The 18,630-nt window shown below is 35.5% G+C and carries 17 protein-coding genes; all 17 read left to right on the forward strand.

Features of this window, described 5'->3' with window-relative positions; translation table 11 throughout:
• The first annotated feature begins 24 nt into the window (after positions 1 to 24).
• Positions 25 to 816, forward strand: a complete 792-nt coding sequence (locus IM475_RS21160; protein WP_287729026.1) for a hypothetical protein — start codon at positions 25 to 27, stop codon at positions 814 to 816.
• Entirely contained in the window at positions 813 to 1,457 is a 645-nt protein-coding gene (locus IM475_RS21165) for a hypothetical protein (RefSeq protein WP_287729027.1), read from the forward strand. Before IM475_RS21160 ends, IM475_RS21165 begins: the two co-directional genes overlap by 4 nt.
• The gene (locus IM475_RS21170; protein ID WP_287729028.1) at positions 1,450 to 1,827 is read left to right on the forward strand and encodes a hypothetical protein; all 378 of its coding nucleotides are present in this window, start codon (positions 1,450 to 1,452) and stop codon (positions 1,825 to 1,827) included. The genes IM475_RS21165 and IM475_RS21170 overlap by 8 nt, the downstream gene beginning before the upstream one ends.
• Complete coding sequence (locus IM475_RS21175) at positions 1,824 to 3,869, forward strand: hypothetical protein (protein WP_287729029.1); 2,046 nt, start codon at positions 1,824 to 1,826, stop codon at positions 3,867 to 3,869. Before IM475_RS21170 ends, IM475_RS21175 begins: the two co-directional genes overlap by 4 nt.
• Positions 3,870 to 3,932: 63 nt before the next feature.
• Positions 3,933 to 6,266 (forward strand): hypothetical protein, encoded by a 2,334-nt coding sequence (locus tag IM475_RS21180; protein ID WP_287729031.1) that lies wholly within the window; start codon positions 3,933 to 3,935, stop codon positions 6,264 to 6,266.
• A complete protein-coding gene (locus IM475_RS21185; RefSeq protein ID WP_287729032.1) occupies positions 6,250 to 6,429 on the forward strand; it encodes a hypothetical protein in 180 nt (59 codons plus the stop codon). The genes IM475_RS21180 and IM475_RS21185 overlap by 17 nt, the downstream gene beginning before the upstream one ends.
• A complete protein-coding gene (locus IM475_RS21190; protein WP_287729033.1) occupies positions 6,426 to 7,079 on the forward strand; it encodes a GIY-YIG nuclease family protein in 654 nt (217 codons plus the stop codon). Before IM475_RS21185 ends, IM475_RS21190 begins: the two co-directional genes overlap by 4 nt.
• A 3-nt stretch (positions 7,080 to 7,082) precedes the next feature.
• Positions 7,083 to 7,436 carry a hypothetical protein gene (locus IM475_RS21195; protein WP_287729034.1) on the forward strand — a complete coding sequence of 118 codons (354 nt, stop codon included), beginning with the start codon at positions 7,083 to 7,085 and terminating at the stop codon, positions 7,434 to 7,436.
• Positions 7,437 to 7,450: 14 nt separating this feature from the next.
• Positions 7,451 to 8,479: a hypothetical protein gene (locus IM475_RS21200; RefSeq protein ID WP_287729035.1), complete on the forward strand. Its 1,029-nt coding sequence runs from the start codon at positions 7,451 to 7,453 to the stop codon at positions 8,477 to 8,479.
• A gap of 112 nt (positions 8,480 to 8,591) precedes the next feature.
• Entirely contained in the window at positions 8,592 to 9,929 is a 1,338-nt protein-coding gene (locus tag IM475_RS21205) for a hypothetical protein (RefSeq protein ID WP_287729036.1), read from the forward strand.
• Positions 9,930 to 9,995: 66 nt separating this feature from the next.
• Positions 9,996 to 10,883, forward strand: coding sequence for a hypothetical protein (locus IM475_RS21210; protein ID WP_287729037.1), 888 nt, complete (start codon positions 9,996 to 9,998; stop codon positions 10,881 to 10,883).
• A gap of 647 nt (positions 10,884 to 11,530) precedes the next feature.
• Positions 11,531 to 12,199 (forward strand): hypothetical protein, encoded by a 669-nt coding sequence (locus IM475_RS21215; protein WP_287729038.1) that lies wholly within the window; start codon positions 11,531 to 11,533, stop codon positions 12,197 to 12,199.
• Positions 12,196 to 12,816, forward strand: coding sequence for a hypothetical protein (locus IM475_RS21220; protein ID WP_287729039.1), 621 nt, complete (start codon positions 12,196 to 12,198; stop codon positions 12,814 to 12,816). The genes IM475_RS21215 and IM475_RS21220 overlap by 4 nt, the downstream gene beginning before the upstream one ends.
• A gap of 5 nt (positions 12,817 to 12,821) precedes the next feature.
• Positions 12,822 to 13,082: a hypothetical protein gene (locus IM475_RS21225; RefSeq protein ID WP_287729040.1), complete on the forward strand. Its 261-nt coding sequence runs from the start codon at positions 12,822 to 12,824 to the stop codon at positions 13,080 to 13,082.
• Positions 13,082 to 13,855: a hypothetical protein gene (locus IM475_RS21230; RefSeq protein WP_287729041.1), complete on the forward strand. Its 774-nt coding sequence runs from the start codon at positions 13,082 to 13,084 to the stop codon at positions 13,853 to 13,855. The genes IM475_RS21225 and IM475_RS21230 overlap by 1 nt, the downstream gene beginning before the upstream one ends.
• Before the next feature lie 2 nt (positions 13,856 to 13,857).
• Positions 13,858 to 18,108 carry an Lcl C-terminal domain-containing protein gene (locus IM475_RS21235; RefSeq protein WP_287729042.1) on the forward strand — a complete coding sequence of 1,417 codons (4,251 nt, stop codon included), beginning with the start codon at positions 13,858 to 13,860 and terminating at the stop codon, positions 18,106 to 18,108.
• Position 18,109: 1 nt separating this feature from the next.
• Positions 18,110 to 18,630 (forward strand): hypothetical protein (locus IM475_RS21240; protein WP_287729043.1); only part of this gene is annotated, 521 nt, incomplete at its 3' end.

Raw genomic sequence — 18,630 nt, forward strand, 5'->3', positions numbered from 1 at the left:
TAATAGTAAAAAAAATTAAAATCTATGCTAAAAATAAAAACTTCTTCCCCTGCAGGTGATTTAATTGCTATGATGGCAGGAATTAAACACTTATGCGAATCTCAAAATACCAAAGCAATAATTTACCAAAGATTAGATGTTGCCGCTTTAAAATACGAGGGCGCAATAAATCCTTTTCAAGATGAAATAGGGGATGATGTAATGATGAATAGGTATATGTTTAATATGCTAAAACCATTAATTGAAGCACAAGAATATGTAGAATCATTTGAAGTATACACCGGGCAAGAATATTCAATAGACCTTGACAAGGCACGAATGGAGGTGTTTACCAATCAACCAAGAGGTTCAATAAACAGGTGGATATTTTACATTTATCCTCAAATGGCTTGTGACCTTTCAAATGCTTGGATATACCCTAAAAAACTTGACGTTTTCGGTCAATCCGATGTAATTGCAATAAACTTTACTTTTAGGTACAGAAACACATTGGCAGACTACAACATTTTAAAGCAATACAAAAACATAGTATTTGTTGGTTTGCCAGAAGAACACGCACATTTTTGTAAGCATTGGGGGCTAGATATACCATTGAAGAAATTTAACAATTTTAAGGAATTAGCGGTATATTTGAAGTCGTGCAAGTTTTTCTTGGGTAATCAATCTTTTTGCTATCAGTTAGCCGAAAGTATGAAGATACCCAGATTACTTGAATTATCACCTGTATTGCCTAATGTAATACCAAATGGAAAAGATGGATATGATTTTTACCACCAACAAGCACTTGAATATTATTTAGAAAAATTGTCAAGATGAAAAAAGGTAATTTAATAGCACCAGAAGGTAAGATAATTATTGAGGTAGATTTGGAGTACAAAAACTCACACACTTTTGATTCTGGTCAAAAAATAAGAATTGAAAGAGGGTACGACAACTTTAACGGCAGATACACAAACCCCGTAAATGGTATTGTAATAAACGGAGGAGGTCTTGAAAAGGGAACAGAAATAATTATACACCACAATTCTACACACGATACCAATAAGGTTTTTAACTACCAGCACAAGCCACTTTGCGGCATATACTCTGTTCCCGTTGATGAGTGTTATGTTTATTTTGATAAAACCTGGAAGCCCTTTGATGGATTTTCTTTGGGATACAGATTGTTTCAGCCATACAAGGGTAAGATAAACGGCATTCAGCCCACTTTGATAAAAAACAAAATATACGTTACGCAAGGGGAATATGCAGGGTCGGTTGTAAACACATTGAAATTTGCCGATTACGAATTGATATTTCAAGACAAAAACGGCAAGGAAAACAGAATTATAAGAATAAGAAATTCAGGTGAAAGAAGCGAAGTTGTAGCCATAGACCACGATGCTACAAATAAATTGACCAAATGCGAATTGCTGATAGGTATTAATCCAAACGATGCAAAATTAATTTATGAGTAAAGAACAAGAACTTTTAGCCGTAATTAAGAACTTGAAAGAACAAGTTTATAATCTTTCAAGCAAGCTTGAGTCTTACGAAAAAGATGGAATTGAAAAGCTTTTTAATGCCCTGCAAAGAAAGGCAAACGAAATGGCAGATTTGCTAAATAAATACAAATTGCAAGACATAGATATTGGCGACAAAAATTCTAAAGAATTTGAAAGATTAAAAGCAGTTTGGACTGATGCAAAAACAATATCCGAAAGCATACAGATATTAAAAATGTCTACAAATAAAGAAGAGCCGGAAAAGGAAAAAAAGGAAAAAAAATCTCCGCTAACAGCAGAAAATATTGCAGACATATACGGAAATAAAGCTGGTCAAAGATGATTACCCCATACGAAAATGGCACATCGGTAAATATTCAAGGGCTAATTTGCAATATCCCCCCAGCAGGGTATGTGTTTAATTTTTTTACCAAAGAACTTGAATATAGGGGAGTTTATCAGCGTTCCCCTAAAAAAGAAGAACAATATTGGGAAAGAATAAAAGAACCCGATTGGTACTTTCAAGTGATGAAAGATTGGGAGAATTACGACAAACACAAGAAAGAAACAGATGCAGATTTTTACGATGAAAGACTTGAGGAATACAAAAAGCAAGAATGGGATAGAAGATTAAACGGCTTTTGGTTTGCTAACAACGGAGTTCCTACATACATTACCGGGCTGCATTACCTTTATATGCAATGGTGGTCAATAGACGTTGGCTATCCAAAGTTTCGTATGCCCGATTTGGAAAAATCATATTTTCTTGATTATTGCATAGAAGATGATTTGTGTCTTGGAATGGTTGAGGTAACAAAAAGACGTTTTGGTAAATCATTTTTTGCAGGCATATTCTTAATGGAATATATCACAAGAACAAAAATGACATTTGCGGGTATTCAGTCCAAAACAGGAGGGGATGCCAAGAAGTTTTTCTCTAAAACTATTGTAAACCCATTTAGGCGGCTTCCTAAATTTTTCAGACCAGAATACGATACAAGCTTGGGCGTAAACCCAAGAACAGAAATGCGTTTCCAGAAAACAAACGTAAGGGGTAAGAAAGCCGAAGAAAATGTAGACAAAGATGAATTGGGGAGCGCTATTGACCACCAAAGTTCCGATGAAACAGCTTATGATGGTCAAAAAATACATAGATATGTTGCAGATGAGTGTGGTAAAACAGTAGAAGCGAATGTTTACGACAGACACGAAGTAGTGCGCTATTGCTTAAAGGATGATGAAGGTAGAATTATAGGAAAAGCTTTATACACAACCACAGTTGAAAAGCTTGATACCGATAATAACGGAGTTCAAGATGCCTTTAAATTATTGTGGGATGAATCCGACCAAGAAAAAAGACAAGAAAACGGAGAAACAAGCAGTGGGCTTTACCGTTTCTTTATGTCTGCTAAAAAGACAAGGAATTTTAATAAATACGGCTTTCCCGATGAAGAAAAAACCCTTCAAGCAATTCTTCTTGAAAGAAAAGCTGTTAAAAACAACCCAAGAGCATTATCTGCAAGGATAAGAAAAGAGCCGCTAACAATAGAGGAAGCATTTAGCATAGATGCTGATGATTGCATTTTCAACGTAATTAATATTGCCAAAAGGGAGCAAGAATTAAAAGAAAACCCGATAATTAAAAGGAAGGTACTTTTTTACAGAGATTTAGACCAAAAAGTAAAATGGAGACAAGCAAAAAGCGATGAGGAATTTCATTGGCTAATAACCCAACTTCCAGAAGAAAAAGACCAAAACAAGTACACCATAGAGCAAAAGCAGAAAAAACCAGCAAGAACTCACGATGGCGTAATAGCAGTAGACGGATACTCGAACTCTCAAGGCGGTAAATTTGGCTCAAAGGCAAGTGCATGGATTGGTAGAAGATGGGATATGTCTGATGCTAAAAACACAGGAAAGGCAATAGGTTGGTTATATGGCAGACCGTCTGTAAAAGAAACATTGCACGAACAAGTATTGTTGGCGGCAGAATTTTATGGGTATAAGGCGTGGTATGAGCATAATTCCGACGACTACTACTCTTATTTTAAAGATAGGTCAAGAATGCTTTATCTTGGGCTTTACCCGGCTTCTGTAATTGACCCTAACAAAAGAGATGCAGAAAGGTTTAGGGGATTCCCTACTACTCCGTTTAGTTTAACAAAGCAAAACGATGTTGGTATTATGTATTTTGAATACCACGCAGACAAAATTGACTTTATTGAATTGTTGACCGATGCTAAAAAATACGACCCAAACGATAGAACTAAATTTGACATAACCGTTTCTTTTTTAATGATGCTTGTTTTAATACTTGAACCTGTACCTCCAAAGCCAAAAAAAGAACCAATGGTTAAGAGTTACATTCCTCAGTTAATTAATTAAAAAAATTTAATTTTTTTGTATAGTTTTTATTCTAACTATATTTGAATATAAATTTAACAAAAGTTGAATAGCGAACCTACATATTCAGGTCAACCATTAAAAGATTTTCAGCTTACCACTAATGTTGCCTCCAAGTCCGATATTTCATTTGGCAAAAAGGTAGCCGAGAGCATTTACTCTACACTATACGGCAATCAAACATACTTTTGGATTCGTAATAACCGATTCAGAAAAAACAGACAAATAGCGACAGGCAAAATTGATATGTCTGTGTATTTGGATAGATTAGAGATGAATGGTAAAAGCAATTATGTGAATATAAATTGGAAGCCAATATTGATAGGCAATACAATTATATCACGCCTTGTAGGTCAATGGATGTCAAGAAGTGAAAAGGTAAAAATTACGGCTGTAGATGCTATGAGCATAGCCGAAAAGAAAGAAAAGGCAGATGAAGCAGAGTATTTTTTCCAAAATAAAGAAGTATTACAAGAGATATCGGAGCAGTCTGGTGTTCCAATGATTCCACAAGGACAATTTGTAGCAGAAGATAAAGATGAATTAGACAGGTGGGTAATTGAGTTCAATAACCTTCCAGAAGAAATAAAGTTCAGTCTTGGCTGCAATAACGTATTAAGTGCTTGCGGGTGGTACACAGTTTTGAAAGAAAAAATATTGCACGATTCAGCAACAACAGGGCTTATTGGTACTTATACTTGGATGGATGAAGAAGGAGAAATTCATGTTGATTGGATAAGACCAGAAAACGCATTTTATTCTTATTCTGATTACCCTGATTTTAGAGATACAACTTACAGGGGGCAAATAAAGTCAATAAAAATAAGCGAATTAAGAGCAAAGTACGGAAAGCAATACGGAGGAACGCTAACCGAAGAGGAGATATTTCAGATTGCTCAATATTCAAAGGACTACCAGCTTACGGACAAAATAAAATGGATGCAAGACTGGAATGTGGCTTATTTAAGACCATACGATGAGTTCAACGTAGATATAATGTGTTTTGAAATCAAATCTTTTGATTCAAATGGATACATTGTAACCAAGACAAAAAAGAACAATTCAACCATTATCAGAAAGGGGCAAAAGCCAGAAAAACTTGATGATAACCAAGAGTATCTTGAAGAAAAAAGGTGGAACATATACGAAGGAATTTATTGTCCTACGGCAAGAAAAATGATAAAGTGGAACATAAAAAATAATATGATTAGACCACAAGACCCGAAAGAAATCGGCAATGTGGAATTTTCGTATTCGTTTTATATGTACCAACAACAGGATATGCGAAACGTATCCATAGCAGAAAAGATTGAAGAACCAATAGAACAAATGATTTTGGCAAGGTTGAAAATTCAGCAACTTGTAGCCAAGATGGTTCCGTCTGGAGCAGCTATTGACGTTGATGCTATGCAAGAACTTGATTTGGGATTGGGTGATTTCTCAAAACCAATGGATGTTCAAAAGATATGGGAGCAAACAGGTAAGCTTTATTATCGTGGTAGAGATGCCGAAGGTCAGCCAATTCCGCTTCCAATTAAAGAACTTGCCAATTCTGGATTTGCACCTCAATTACAGGCACTTATTCAGCTGTATCAATTTCACTACCAGGTTCTAAAAGATGAACTTGGAGACGACCCTAATCTTCTTCAACAAGCTGCAACACCAAGAGTAGCAGTTCAAAACATAGAATCTTCAAAACAATTAAGCAACAATTCCACAGGTTACGTTTACGATGCTTTTTTGTATTTAATGGAAGATACATCAAGAAAAATATCTTGTTTGCTGAATACTTCCGTTACGATGGCTGGAAAGGCATACCGGGAAATGTTCAACGAAGAAGATGCAAGAGGGAGAAATTTTTTAGCTAAAGTAGAAATGCTGCCAAGTCAATTTGAAATTGACAAATTGGAAGCAATGATGAATAATGCTATAAGTTCAACCCCCTTGCTCACAGTCTATTTAGACCCGTTCAAGATAATGCGTATTGCAAAAGAAAATGTGCAATTAGCAGAAATGTATTTTAGGCAAGGTCAAAAAAGATATATTAAATTTGAACAGCAAAAGGCACAGCAAAATGCCGAAATGAATAACCAAGCAAACCAGCAAAGTATTCAGTTAAAGGCACAAGCAGATGAAATGATTGAAAAGAAGAAGTCCGAATCAAAGCAAAAAGAATTGGTTATTCAAGGATTGTTCGATTTGGCTAAAATTCAAGTTCCTATACCAGAGGAATTGAAGGGAGTGGTAGCAAGTGTGGTGCAAAACTTTCAAGTACCTGTTGAATTAGAAAACCAACAAATTCAGCAGTCAATACAAGAGCAGCAGCAACAAGCGGAAATGGAACAACAACAACCAATAGAAAATGAAGCACAGCCCTAAAGATGTAATGTTAAAAAGAAAAGACGGAAGTTATTCTAGACGTGGACTTTGGGATAATTTGAGGAGAAAAGCAGCCCAAAATAAGAAAACTGGCACTAAACCTAAAGAACCTACTCAAGCTATGATAACTCAAGAAAAAAAGATAAAAGCTAAAGAAAAATGATATTATCTATTGATAGTGAAAGCAAAAAAAAATACTTTTCTGGTCAACAGAAGGGCGGAGTTATTTACAAAATAACTAATAACATAAATAATAATTTTTACATAGGAAGCACAAATAATTTAATAAAAAGGTATTATACTCACATTAATCATATGCGTTTGGGTAAAAATACATGCCCAAAGTTAATTAGAGCAGTTAGTAAATATGGAGAAAACAACTTTAAATTTGAGATTGTTTGTGAATGCCCTACTGATAAAATTATTGAAACAGAACAAAAATACATAGATAATCTTAAGCCACATTACAATGTAGCTAAAATTGCTGGTAGTAATCTTGGAATAAAGAGAACTGATGAGGTTAAACTAAAAAAATCAGTTTCTCAAAAACAAAAATGGAAAAATAAAACTTATAGAGAGGAGCATTTAAAAAATTTATCAAAGAATTGGAAAGCTGGTACTAATCACTGGGCGGCTAAACTAACAGAAGAGCAAGTAATTGAGATTAAAAAACAATTGGCAAACGGAATTATTCCCAAGCAGGTGTCAGACAATTTAAATGTAAGTTACTATTCTGTAAAAGATATTTGCAGAGGAAAAACTTGGAAACATATTGAAATTTGTACCTTTAACCAATCACAAGAAAAAAAATAAAAAATGGCAACAGCAACTAAAGTTTTGATTACATTATCAAAAGTTAGCCCAAAAATAACAAGAGTAGTTGACGTAACAAATGTTTTTAGTGCAACGGGCGCACAAGCATACGTTCAAGAATTAAGCGGATGGGATAATTGCGTGGTACAGATAGTGTCCCCTTCTGCAGCAATAAACTTTAACACCACCAGCGACAATGGAAGTGTTACGGGAACTCTTCCACCTGTACCACAAGTCCCTGCAAACTGGGTTTCTGTTCAAGGAACAAACTTGACAACAGGAACTGCAGTAACATCTCTTGCCGCAACAGGAATTGTAAGGTTTAGCAATATTGGAGAATTTTTACAGATTATATAACCAAAATCCCATTTATGGAAGATTTGAACATTTTTGAGGAAAACACTCAAACACAAGCAGCCCCAACAGAGCCGCAAACTCAAACAGAACCTGTTGAGCAAAAAGTAGATTACAATTCATTTGTTAAAGAAACATTTGGATTTGATTCTGTTGAAGCAGCAAAGCAGGAATTTGAAAGATTAAAGCAACCTGTATTTGAAAATGAAGCTTCAAGAACATTGTACGAAGCAATTAAGTCTGGAAACGAAGAGCAAGTATTAAATGTTATTCAAGAAAAAAGGAAGTTAAATGAACTTTTGGATGGAGACATCAACGAAACAAAAGCATTTGAAATAATTAAAAAAAGCTACAAATCAAAATATTCGGATTTAACAGATGATGAAGTAGCTTTGCTTATGTCGGAGAAATATAAAGCACCGGCAAAACCAGAGAAGCAAGAATTTGAAGATGATGAAGATTATCAAGTTAAGCTGAATCAATGGCAAAGTGAATTGGACAATTACAACAAGAAGTTGATAATTGATGCCAAAATAACCAAACCAGAGTTGGCTAAGTTGAAAGAAGAAATTAAATTGCCTGACGTAGATTTCCAATATGGTTCAGAGAAGGAATCCGAAGAACTAAAAAAAGCAAGGGAAGTTTACGAGCAGTCTTTGAATACCTACTACAAGGATTTCAATGGCTTTTCCGTAACCATTACAGATGGAGAGAAAGAAATGCCTGTTTCCTTTAGTGTTTCTGATGAAGAAAAACAATCGCTGAAAGAAATGTTAAGCGATTTTAACCCAGATGAATTTTTGTATAAAAGATGGTTTTCAGAGGACGGGAAGCCGCTTGTAAAACAAATGATGTCAGATGTGTATTTGCTTCAAAATCAAAGCAAAATTCTTCAAAAGATTGGTAACGAAGCGGCAAGTCAACGGCTACTTCAACAAATCAAAGATTCAGGTAATGTAAGCGTTGGCACAACTCCGCAAAGACCTGCAGCCCCGTCAGATGAAGCCGCAATGGAACGTCTGGCAGAATGGGCTTTCAGTTCTTAATATTGCTTTTTGCGGAAAGGCATAACAACTAATACTTTTAAAAATGAGTATCCCTACTTCAAACATACTGAAGCCCGGTAGCGTGTCGCTTCCTACACAGAATCGGCAGCTTATGGTAGACCTTCAGTTGTTGACCCCTCAATTCTACAAAAAGTACACTGAAAAGTACGGAAACGAGGATTTTACTTGGTGGTTAGCCGCCCATGCTGGAATGGAAGAAGTGAAAAACAGAAACTTTTTCTGGTTTGAAAATCGTGGTAAATTGATGCCTGCCGTTACCAATAACGGTACTGTTGCAGCAACTCCCGGTGCTACTTTGACCCTTACCCTTGCCGCAGGTGACCACTTCAACGCTGGTACGCAATCGCCGCTTCGTGTAGGTGAAATTGTTCGTGTTGCATCTTCAAACATTGAAGGTAAAATTCTGACAATCAACACCACTACTCCGAGTGCATTTACCTTTACTGTTCGCCCATTGAAATCAACTGACCGCTTTGCTTCCGCAGGTTCTACCTCATTGTTAGCAGGTGAAATTTTGATTTTTGGTGGTATTTCAGAAGCAGGTGAAGCTTCAACTCAAGTAGACCCCTTGATTCCACTTGACATTCGGTACGAAAACAACATCACAGAAATTCGTGATGGCTGGAGCAATACCGACTTGGCTCAAATGGCAGATACTTTCTACGAGTACCCTGTTTCCGCAGATATGGCTGCAAATGGTGTTACTGCCTTTACCTACAAAGGAATGTATAAGACCCTGGTTCGCTACAAAAACAACATTGAAAACAAGTTGATGCGTGGTGATACCTTAACCAACACAGGTCTAAATACCAACTCCGTAGGCGCACAAGGTATTATCCCTAAAGCTATTGCAGATGGCGTAAGCGTTGGTTATACACCCGGCAACTTGGATATTTCTAAACTTCACGAAATTACCCGAGTAATGGATGTTAACGGAGCAGCAAAACAATGCGCTTGGTTGGCAGATATTTTCCAACGTCAAGATTTCTCTGATGGAATCTTCTCCTCTTACCCTGCAGGTGCTTTCGTATATGGCACTAACGAAAAGTCACAAGAAGCATCCGTAAATTACGGCTTCCAATCAATCTACATTGATGGTTATATGTTCCAAGTTAAAAAATACGGAGCATTTAACACAGAAGTACTTACTGGATACACTCCTACTACTGACTATTTCCGTAACTTCGGTATGATTTACCCAATGGGTGAAACAAAAGATAGCCGCTCTGGTGCTACCTACAAAAACATTACCATTATGTACCAAGAACCTCCAAAAGGCGGTACTGTTGGAAATGGTATTCGTGTATGGCAGTACGGTGGTGGCTCTCCTAACCCTACGGATGGCACCATGACCAATCAAATTGCGATGTTGACCTACCGTTCAAGCCGCGTATGCGCCGCAAATCAGTTTATCATCGTTCAAGACTAATATTTATAACCGCAAGGAAGGCAGTCACTATATTGATGGCTGCCTTTCCTTTTAAATTCACCATTTATGGCAAGAAAATCAGCATCACTTCAAGATGTAAACCAAGCTTCACAGGAATTTGCACCTGTAATTGACACTCAACACGAGGAATCCGCAGCAGCAACAGCAGCAACACCTCAAACACAAACCAATTTTAAAGTCTACAAGCTTTCCGATGTTTCCAAAAACGGAGACTTTCACATGGAAGGTATTGATGATGTCTGGAATCCAGAAAAGAAAAGAATGGAGCGTATCCGTCTTTTAAGAGGATTCCCAAGCATTTATTTGGAAGACCAGAAAACCCTTACCGAAGATTTTATTAAGGCAAACAGGCGTAGTTTAATTTTTCAGCGTAGGGTATTGAGAGTGCCTTCTTATGACACAGCCGCTATTGAATTTTTGGAAAAGTGTAATGCAAATCTTGACAACCCAAACAGAAAGGGCTTCAAAAGAAACACCTTCTATGAGTGGAATCCGTTAAGGCAAGCAGAAATTGACCGCCAAAAACGTATGGTAAGAATTGAAGCAATCAAACTTGCTGGAAGAGCTTCCGAAGAAGAAATGAGAAAACACGCAAACTATTTGAACATTAGTTTCGTTGATGAAATGGGCTTCCCTAAATCAGTTGATGCGCTTCGCAACGACTATGAAATGTATGCGGAAATGCAGCCCAATAAGTTTATTAAATCATTCGGAAGCAAGGAAGTTGACGTTGCATACGTTGTTAAAAAAGCAATCATTGACAGCAAGATTGACTTGACAAGCAAGCCCGGAACTGCTTATTGGTCAAATGACGGTGGCTTTATCTGTAAGATACCACCAGAAAGAACCCCACACGAATACTTGGTTGATTTCGCATTGTTTCAGCAAGATGAAAGCAAAGCTTTTTTGGAACAATTAAAAAAATTGTCCTAAATTAGCTTTCTGATTTCGTTATCAACCATGCTTTCTTATGGATTGCGACCATAAGACTAAAAACCACTAAAAAAATTAGTGGTTTTTAAATTTTAATTAAAATTGAAAAATATGGTAAAATATTCAGAATGGCTTGTTTCAGTTAAAAAAATACAAGAAATGTTAGAAATGCAATCAAGCCACATAAGATGTTTAATAAAAAGCAATGCTCCTAAAAAATTCATTGAGAATGCAAAGGAGATGTATATTTATTATTCTAATTTAAAAGTTAAAAAGTATAAACAAAAATATATAATTGACAAATGATACACATACATCCGCTAAATGACATCAAGGAGCATGATACATCTGACAAGGGAAACACATGTCACTGTGAGCCAACGGTGCGTGTAGCGGGAAATGAGATATTTGTAATACACAACTCATTTGATGGCAGAGAGGGTTTTGAATGGGCTAATGATATTTTAAGCAAATAATTTGTAAATTTGTTTAAATATTAAAGCTATGAAAAAAGGTACTTCTTGTTCACCCATGCGCCCCAAGCCCAAAAAGTAGCCGTTTAGGTTACAGCCCCCCGGTCAAAATGTATCGGGGGGTTTTTTATTGTTTTAATTTTTTCTACATTAATATTGTATCAAACACGATGTATGACCGTTGATGATATGTATAAAATATGCCAATACGCTATCAACAAGGCGCAAAACGGCTCATTAACACCATCAGAGTTCAATCTACTTGTAGAACAAGCGCAAAATTCTTGGGCAGATTATCTTATTGGAGAGTTTCAGCAATATCAATACCAGAGGGCGCAATCAAGAGTTAGTTATGGTCAAAATAGCAATGTAAGACAAAGATTACAACCATTCATATACAATACAAATTTGACTGTTGACGTAAATGGTTTTGTTCAGTACCCTGGCGATTATTTGCAGTACGATGCAATGTGGACTATGTACGGCTTTCAAAGAATAAGATGGACAGCACAAGACAAGTTGTACTCAATGTATAATTCTCAAATAGACCCTGTTCAAAGCAATCCGATATTTATGATTGAGGATAATGGAATGAGGTTTTTTCCAAACAATATCGCTGCAGCAAGAATGTCTTACATAAAAAAGCCGACAAGGATATATTGGGGATTCACTATTGATGGAAATGGAAGAAAAGTTTATTCACCTGCATTAAGCGAACAGCCGAAATGGTCGGACTTGGATTTGCTTGAAATCATAGCCAGAATACTTAAGCTTACAGGAGTGAACCTAAAAGACGGAGATGTTCTTCAATACGCTAATTCTATAATCCAACAAGGACAATGACAAGAGCAAAATTAATTGAAAGAATATTAAGGTTAATTTACAACGACCAGCCAACAGATGATTCATCTATAACTGTCAATTTAGTTAATGAATGGATTAATGACGGCATTGGCTTGGCAGTAAAAAAGAATTACGCAGATAACCTGCAATTTGAGGGCATAGCTTCAATAAATAATTCCTTTTACACAACATTTACAAACCTTACAATTACACAAGCAGAACCAGACTTGTATTTGGTAACACTTCCGCAAGTTCCATTGGGTATAGGGGTAACAGAAGGGGTTGCAGCATTGCAAGTCTATCAAAATAATTTTTCGAAAGCAGGAGTTCCATTAAGCACATCTCAATCAGTTTATCAATCTCAAATTAGACCAATTCAAAACAAATATGTATATTGGTATGAGGGAAATAAATTATACATAAAGGCAGGAACAATCATCACAAATTACAAGGCAAAAGTGAGAATGATAAGCGGAGGGGCTTCAACAGATTTGAACTCCGAATTGAATGTTCCAGATGATTATATCCCCGTTATTGTAGAGTATATGAGATTGCTTATAGCAAACAAGCAAAGACCGATTGAACAAGCAAACGATGGAGTAGATACACCAAACTAATAAATATGGAAATGTTAAGAGATTTGTTGTTGGTAAAGCCACTTATACCTGATGAAATTAGCGAAGGAGGTCTTTTTATACCCGAATCCGCAAGAACAAGGAATTGTATGGCAGGGGTAGTAAGTAGCGGTAAAAACAGCAAGGCGCAGCCCGGAGATACGATTATTCATATCAAAGAAGCAGGACAAGAAATAATCATTGGTGGTGAACCCCATTACATAATAAGAGATTGCGACATTTTGGCATATCTCACAAATGGAAACTAATGGCAGAAGAAAAAAGAAATTTTATTACACTTGAATCGGTGATTTATGATTACATAGATGAAAGTGAGCAAAGCCAAAACAAGTATGCCAAACTTTATAACATAGCATACAGGGGTATGGAGCAGCTTGGCATTGATTTCTTTTACAGAGTAAAGTCAATAAAAATACCCGTAGATAAGACAAATTTTACAGCACCGCTTCCTGCAGATTACATCAACTATACAAAAATTGGAGTATTAAATGCTAAAGGTGAAATTATACCATTGAAATTCAACAACAAGCTGACAACATTTGCAGACCAATTACCAGACAGATTAGAGAAAACACAAGACAATACATTGATTAATTGGTACTACCCAAATACGCCGATGTTTTACAACTATTGGGATGGATATGGCTTTACCAATATTTACGGATTACCAAGCGGAACTCCATTCGTAGGGGCTTTTTCTTTGGATGTAAGCGCAGGAGTGATATTGTTAAGCCAAAACTTTGATTACGATTATGTGATGATTGAATATCTTTCCAGCCCCAATCCAGATGAGCAATATATGATTCCATTGGTGTTTAGGGAAGCATTAATAGCTTGGTTGTCATGGAGAGATATTGCTTCTATGCCAAATACAAGAAGGGGAAGCATAAGCGATAAGGCAGAAAGAAAAAGAGAATTTTACAACCAGCGTAGACAAGCAATAGCAAGATATAAACCATTGTACCTTTCTGATGCTTATGAGCAAAACCTTGAAGCCCAGAGATTAACCGTCAAAGCTTAAAAATGCCAATTATATCAAATCCCTTTAGTGGTAGATTAAATCTTGATGATGCCGATTTTAGAATATTAGGCAAGGGGGATTATATTGATGCCGTTAACGTAACAAGAGATTCGCCAGGGGAAGGTCAAGATACTGTTGTTTCTAACAACATTGGAAATGTACTTATACCATACACATTGCCTTCCGGAACAAATAAGGTAATAGGTTCAAGAGAAGATAAGAAAAGAAACAGATTATACTATTTTGTTTGGAATAGCACTAAAAAGCATTCAGTTCTTTATTACGATGCTAATAAAAATTATGTAGTTAAAGTTCTTGAAAATATGACCGACACAGGTCAGGTTGATATTCTTGAATTTAACCCATCATTTAAGATAACGTCAATAAATGTTCTTTATAGAGATTTTGAAGGAGATTTGTTGTTTTTTAGCGATGGAAATGTAGACCCTAAATGTATCAATGTTTCTGCAATTTACCCTGTATGGACTAAACAAGAAATACTTGTAATAAAAGCCCCACCAAAAATGCCGCCACAAGTGGCATACGAAAACGATTTGTCAGTAACTCAAAACAATTTAAGAAATTCATTATTTCAATTTTGTTATAGATACGTTTACGATACTCTTGATAAATCAGTTTGGAGTACACGCAGTATAGTTCCACTTCCGCAACAAAATACATTAAACTATACTTCCAATTTATTTAAGGAAAATAGTAGAATTTCAGTCAATTTTTCAACAGGAGGTCAAAGTGTAAGGGGAATAGAACTTGCTTTTAGACAAACTACAGCAGGTATAACATCAGACTGGAAACTTATTCAGCTATTTGACAAAGCAAATTTGGGAATACCAGATAATTCAATTTATTCATTTAGATTTTATAACGATAGCGTTTATACGCCTATTGATATTAGAGAAACAGATTTGCTTCAAGATTACGTTCCGTTAAAAGCTAATGCATCCGAACTTGCTAATGGTAACGCCCTATTGTATGCAGGAATAACCGAAGGTTTTGACAAGACAAATATGAATCTTATCGGAACGGGCAGCACATCTCAATTAAGCAATAATTATTTTGACAAGTGCGGAGTTTCTTTTTTTGCAACAATTAATGGCGAAACCTCTGGAACATTTTCAAGTTCAAGCGCAACTGAATTGAAAGTATATCTTTTCGGAACGGGAACTAACAATGGCGCAAACGAAGTAAGCACGCTAAACAATGCCGCAGGTGTTTATTGTATAAATATGCTTGCAGGAACTACCAACATAAGTGTAACATTCACTGTTAGTTCGGTAAATTCGGTAACATCATCTATACTTGGTGGCTTATCTTCACAGCTTCTTACAAAGAATATGACCTTTGTATCTCTTACAAATAATGTTCTTACAGTAAGATTAAATAACACCTTCGCTACAGCATACAGCACTAATACAATTATACTTTGCTCATCGGGAGTAAGATATTTGTCTGCATCTGGAGAGCCAGATAACACCGTCTTTGCAAATTCTTGGGAAAGCGGGTACACTTACGCTATACAATACTTTGATGATTATGGAAGAACTATAGGTGCGCAAACATCATTACAAGCTACATTTTACACACCTGCATATCCTTTATCAAATACAATAAATTTACCAATTACCCAAATTCAAATATATAACAGACCGCCTAAATACGCTTCTTATTATCAAATTCTTCGTTCAAATAGCACCACATATTTCAAAAGACTATTTTGGGTTTCTAATTCTGCATTTCAAGGAAGTTCAGTAAATAATGTAAAATATGCTTATATAGGAATCGAAAATATATTGGTGTATAATGAATCAATTTCTTCAACAGAAAATGTAATTTCATACGAATATACAAAAGGAGACAGAATAAGATTTTTATCAAGATATGAAGTAAACGGTAATGTGCAGCTTTTGACCAATAAATTTTATGACTATGAAATATTGGGTACAGAATTAGAAATTAATTCAGTAGTATCAAATTCTACAAAAAAGAAAAACGGGATATTTTTAAAAATTAATTACCCATCTTCAGATATAGATGCAAATTTTAATTTTTCAGGAACAGAAGATTACCAAAACTATCAGATAATAATTTATAATTATGAAAAGGCAGCAGACAAGCGCCTTTATTACGAATTTGGTAAGCAATTTTCAATAGGTAACGCAGGAACAGATAATGCATTTCATTTGGGTCTTGAACAAAACCAATCCACAAACCTTGTCAGTCCTGCAATTATATCTACCAGCAATGGAGATTTATTTTATAGAAAAAGAAAAGTTACTACATCAATAGATTTTGCTCTCAGGTTTTTGCCGATTACAACCTATGCAATAGGATATAAAAATTATTCTTTTGCTATTTCATCAGACCCAAATTGGATAATAAATTCTAATTATGAAATACAAACACAATTACCTTACATAATAAATGTAACAGGTTCGGGATTCCCAACATGGTCAGTACCTGGCTTTTATTTATTTAGAAATAAATCTACTACTAACTCATTAAATATAAGATTTAAGTTTTCTGGTACTGCAACATATACAAATGCTCCATCAAACGATAATATAACATACAAAATACTTGCTTTAATTGTTTCTAATGCAGGAGTACCTGTTTCGCCTAAATATACGGTTTTATTAGAATCATTTACGGCACTTGCTGACGAGCCAAAACAATTTAACATTGATGCAACAATAGAAATACCAAAACAAAGTTTTTTATACATTATAGGAGAATATCCAACAAGCGGTTTAACTTCTTATGTAGTTATTAATACAGAAAATATTCAATTATCAGTTGTAGGAAATCAAACTATTAATTTAATTGAAAGTTCATTTAGTGATAATATGAACTTGATAACAAATAGCAACGGCAGACCATCGGCAGTAGAAGAAAACGCAAGACAAAACTATTTTCCGACAATGATACGTTTTGGTCAAGAGTATCAATTAAATACTATACTAAACAATATTAATAGGTTTTATCCAGAAGATTTTGATGAATACGATTTGTCGTATGGAGAAGTAGTAAGACTGCATATAAGAGACAGGCAGCTTATCGTATATCAAAATCATAAAGTTGGGAGAGTTCCGATATTAACGCAAATTATCAAAGACGTAACAGGAGACCCCCTACAAGCAAATTCTGATAAGCTAATTAACAAAATTCAGTACTACGCAGGCGATTACGGAATAGGAGATGCAGCAACAAGTCTTGCTTGGAATAATTTCTCCGACTATTTTGTAGATAATTTTAGAGGAATTGTTTGTAGGTTAAGCCAAGACGGAATTACTCCATTGAGTGTGCTTTATAAAACAAATGGATTTTTTACATCTAAATTACTTCAATACAGAAAAGAATTAAATAATGGATTGACAATAAACGGAAATCCATGCATTTATGGTGTATTTGATTCAATGACAAATAAATACATTATTGCTTTAGAAGAAATAAACAGGTACGCAAGTTGTGATTTTAATGGAGGTGTATCTTTTATTGTTCCAACAACAACGTCTACAACAACCACAAGTACTACGAGTACTACAAGCACAACTACTACAACAACTACAACCACTACATTGCCAAATTGCACAAGCTACACCAACGGTAGTACCGAAAATTGGGTAGGTGATTATCAATTATGCAATGGAACATGGGTTTATAACGGAACTGTTAGCCCAGGGAATTCTATTTGCGCAATAATAGGAAGTCCGTTTACTCTTTCTGGAGCAGACCTTACGGCTGGAAGTCAATGTGGAAATTTTTATATTGGTCAGCCAATTTTTGGAGGAAGAGTTGGATACATATTCCAGCCAGGTGACCCCGGATATGATGCAAATGTTCAGCATGGCATTATATTATCAAATTTTGATGTTGCATCCACTATAGCTTGGTGGAATGGTAGCAATATATCTGTTTCAACAACTTTTGCAATCGGTTCTGCTTTAACAAATACAAATGCAATTATAGCAGCGCAAGGTTCGGGAACTTATGCAGCAACAGCAGCAAGAAATTATTCCGCAGGTGGATATACCGATTGGTGTTTGCCAACATACAATGAACTTGAAAAGTTATACATAAACAGAGTTGCTTTATCTTGGATATTGTCTGGAAGATATTGGAGTTCTTCTCAAAATAATACTTCACTTGCATGGTATTTGCAAGCGGCAGGAGGAATGGCTGCAACTAATAAATCTAATTCAGTAAATCAATATGTGAGAGCAATAAGATATTTTTAATATGGATGTATACGTTAAAATAAACCAACCGGGCAACTCTTTAGGTGCTACATTCAACATAACGACAAATGTTGGTGGAACTCCTGTGCCAAGTAGTGCAACTTTACAAGAATTGCTTGATGGAGTTATTGTAAGAGTAAACAACCTTGCAACTCAAATAATTTTAACATCTACAGGAGTTTGCACAAATTCTTTAACGTTAACCATAAATCCACCAACCACAACAACAACAAGCACAACAACTTCAACAACCACCACAACAAGTACTACTACAACTACCACAAATGGTTTTGATTTTTATAATGCAGAAGTGTACGATTGCTCAATATCATCTGATTGTAGTTTACCAACAGGATATGAAAAAGTTAAATTTCCTATAGGAACAGGAGTTATTATTGGGGCTTATTATACATTAGATTATATTACTTGGTATAAGATAACATCTACATCTACTCCAGATATAGCCGTTACATTAACAAGCGCATTTTCGCAGCTTCCTTGTCCTTGCTCTGTACCTCCTAC

Origin of the sequence: Microcystis sp. M061S2 (genome assembly GCF_020245605.1) — a bacterium.
Lineage (GTDB): Bacteria > Cyanobacteriota > Cyanobacteriia > Cyanobacteriales > Microcystaceae > Microcystis.